The sequence below is a fragment of the Leisingera sp. S232 genome (assembly GCF_049800895.1).
Classification (GTDB): domain Bacteria; phylum Pseudomonadota; class Alphaproteobacteria; order Rhodobacterales; family Rhodobacteraceae; genus Leisingera.
In genome coordinates this window covers 1-3,414 of the sequence record NZ_JBNAFX010000071.1, presented here as the reverse complement: position 1 = coordinate 3,414, position 3,414 = coordinate 1, and the positions used below count along the sequence as shown (strand labels likewise).

General features: G+C 55.6%; 3 protein-coding genes. 1 reads left to right on the top strand and 2 read right to left on the bottom strand.

Translation table 11 applies throughout. The features are described from left to right. Nucleotides 1-531: Hint domain-containing protein (locus tag ACP151_RS21115; protein WP_424980770.1), on the top strand; the 531-nt coding region annotated here is incomplete at its 5' end. Between the two features lie 209 nt (nt 532-740). On the opposite strand, the gene ACP151_RS21110 is transcribed toward ACP151_RS21115, so the two are convergent. Then, nucleotides 741-2,144 (bottom strand): Hint domain-containing protein, encoded by a 1,404-nt coding sequence (locus ACP151_RS21110; RefSeq protein WP_424980769.1) that lies wholly within the window; start codon nt 2,142-2,144, stop codon nt 741-743. A 197-nt stretch (nt 2,145-2,341) separates the two neighbouring features. Beyond that, entirely contained in the window at nt 2,342-3,370 is a 1,029-nt protein-coding gene (locus tag ACP151_RS21105) for an IS30 family transposase (RefSeq protein ID WP_424980768.1), read from the bottom strand. Nucleotides 3,371-3,414: the final 44 nt, after the last annotated feature.

The window sequence follows — 3,414 nt, the reverse complement described above, 5'->3', positions numbered from 1 at the left end:
ACGGATCAGGGTGAAGTGGCCGTGCAGGACCTGACCCCCGGCATGATGGTGCGCACCCGCGACAACGGCTTTCAGCCGGTACGCTGGATTGGCATGACAGCCACCAAAGACCGCGCCGTGCGCATCAAGGCCGGCGCCATGGGCAACAGTCGTGATCTGGTTGTTTCTCCGCGTCACCGCATGGTGCTGGAAGGTTGGCAATTGGAAATGCTGTTCGACCATGACGAGGCCCTTGTGACCGCGCTGGAACTGGTGAACGACGATACAATCCTGCGTGATGAATTCACGAAGGTTGAATATTATCACGTGATGTTTGACCAGCACGAGGTGATCTACGCCGAGGGCGCTGCAACAGAAAGCTTCCACCCGGATCAGCCGACCATGGGTTCGATGGATGCGGCAGCCCGCGAAGAGATCTTTGCCCTGTTCCCAGAGCTGCGCGAAGGTACCACCCGCGCCGAGGCCGCGCCAAACCTGTCACCTGTACAGGCGGCCTATGTGGGCAAGCACCTGGATGCCTTCATCGGCTAAACCGAAACTTGTATTTCACGTTAAGGGGCCTCTTTGTGGGGTCCCTTAATGCGTTTTGCAATAGCATACCTGTTACGCAGCCCGTGGAGTAAGCCTGTGTGTGTCCGTCTTGGCACGGTAGCGACGGCCCTGATTGTTGGGCAGGAATCTCTTGAAACAGGTCGCGTTTTTACGCCTGATTGAAACCAAACGACACGGCAGCAGCCAATTTATAGATATCCCGCCAAGATCTGTGCTTCTTTGACCCGCAAAGCCGTGCGGGCCAGCCTTGTTTCGTTGAACACCGGCTTCTCGAGTTCGGGGAAGATACTGAGAATTTCACGACGCGACTCGTCGCCCAGAGCGTCGATCGCCACTTGGCCGGCGTGCAGACTCTCGGTCCACATGCCCTCGGACAAAATCACCTCGTGATTGTCAAACAGCATATGGCAATAGGTAATGGCCGGCAATCGGAGCCAAAGGATGGTTTTGTCGTTGACCAGCGCCTTGGCCGGAGCCAAGACTTCTTCTTCGCCAAACAGCAAAGACGCTTTCCAGCCGGTTACCAAAATCCGATGTTGAGGCGAGACCAGAAGGTCACGATCATTCCCAAGCGTCCCCGCCTTGATACAAATCGGTGCAAGATCACCCGAGGCATCAACAGTGCGCCATCCAATCCAGCGGATCGGTTGCAGCCCGTGATCGCGTGTTTTAACCAAATCACCTTCGACCAGCGTTTCGATTGGCGCTGCGCCCTGCGCGGTCTCGATCAATGTCCCGGCGGCGAAACATGGAATGCCCATGGCCCCGAGCTCTTGCACCGTATCTACCTGGGACGGTGCAACCCCGATCAACTTGGTCGACGTGCCATCCGGGAATGTAAGAACCGCATTGCCGGACCCATCGTCACTGACGATCACATCCCAGGCATTGACCGGGTTACCCTCAGCATCCGTCAGGCCTGAAACATCGAATTGGTCTTCACTTGTGTACCCGCCAATTCCATCATCCACAGGACCCGAAAACCCTGTGACCGTATCGGATCCATCGCCATCAGACAGAACAAGCGTGTCAGTCTCATCATCACTGTCGGTGAAGTCGATCTGGTCGTTGCCCTCACCCCCGGTGATCGTATCGGAACCGGCATCACCGCGCAGACTGTCATCGCCAGTGCCGCCATCGATTGCGTCATCACCATCGTTGCCGGTAATTGTGTCGTTGCCCGAACCACCAAAGATCAGGTCATCGTCCGAATGCCCCCCCGGAATAGATTCACCGTCGCCAGTGCCCCCGTCAATGACATCGTCGCCACCCAGCCCTTCAATCGTGTCGTTACCTGCGCCGCCGGTGATATTGTCGGCCGAGTCATCTGACCCGCCAGAAATGCTGTCATTGCCAAGATTGCCGTCGATCGTGTCAGAGCCGTCGCCGCCATCGACACTATCATCATCATAGCCCGCGTTTATGGTATCCTCACCAGCGCCACCATCAATGGTATCCTCGCCAAGGCCGCCCTGAATCGCGTCGTTGCCATCACCGCCTGATGTCGAGTCGTCCCCGGCACCGGAGAGAATTTCATCATCACCAGTTGTCCCATTCAAGGTATCGCCGTTTTCGGTTCCACGTATCGCCATCATGCGCCTCTAAATCGTAAAAACTTCTTATTGACGACATTTTGGTCCAAAAGATGTTAAAAAACGGACAACTGTTTGGTCTGATCGCTCTGCCGATGGCCCATGCGACTGTGTCATGTTGTCAAATGGCGCCACTATAGACGGATAAACGTACGATCGACGAAGTCAAGGTGTGAGCGATACCTGAACTGCGACTCCTATTGGCGTTGAGGGTAGGGGGATTGGCCCATCTCTTCCATCATCTTTTCACGGAAGACTTCAGCGGGCGTCTTCCATCCAAGGCACTTGCGAGGCGTATTGTTGAGCCGATCACAGATCACCTTCATGTCCTCGTCTGTGATCGTCCTAATGTCGCGCTTGCGAGGAAGCCATCTTCGGACCCTTCGATTGGTGTTCTCGACCGTGCCTTTTTGCCACGGGCTGGAAGGATCGCAGAACCATGTCTGCGTCCCGATTTCGGCCTGCAAATGTGGCCAGCTGACGAACTCGGTACCGCGATCAAAGGTGATTGATTTGCGGGCCAGATGAGGCAGGTCGCGTACGGCTTTCATAATTTTCCCCATCACCGGCTTGGTGCGCTTGTTCGGGTTCTTCAGCAGCACGGTGAAGCGGCTGACACGTTCGACCAGCGAGGTGACATTGGTTTGCCCAAGTTTCTGTTTGAACAGCATCAAATCTCCCTCCCAGTGCCCAAACTGGCGACGGTGAGCGACATCATCTGGCCGGAATAGAATGCTGACATCACGGTCGAACTTGGGCTTCTGGCGCTTCCTGGCACGGCGTGGCCTGCGGGATTTCCGATGTTCGGGCAAGTACCACCAGAGCTCTTGGTCCATGCCTTCCTTAGAATAGATGTAGCGGTAGATCGTCTCCTGGCAGACGCGTAGCGTAGCACCTTCATAGATCATCCGGTTGCCGATCTGCTCGGGCGTCCATCCTTGCTTGATCCGTTCGATGACGCGCTTGCACAGATCGGGATGTCTGATCAGCTTGCGTTGCGTGGAACGGCGTTGCTGCGTGCGCTGGTGTGCTGCCATGCCGAAGTATCCCGCGTACTTCTTGGGAAAGGCATCATCGGCCCAGAAGTTGCGTTTGATCTCTCGGAATATCGTCGACTTGTGACGCTTCAAAACGCGCGCCATCTCAGCGACAGGGACCTTTGCAAGCCACCAGTCTTCGATCCTGCGCCGTTCTTGTAAGCTCAGTTGCGTATATACCGTTCCCATGCAATATTCCTCCTATTAGATAACTCATTGTTTTCTAATAGGAG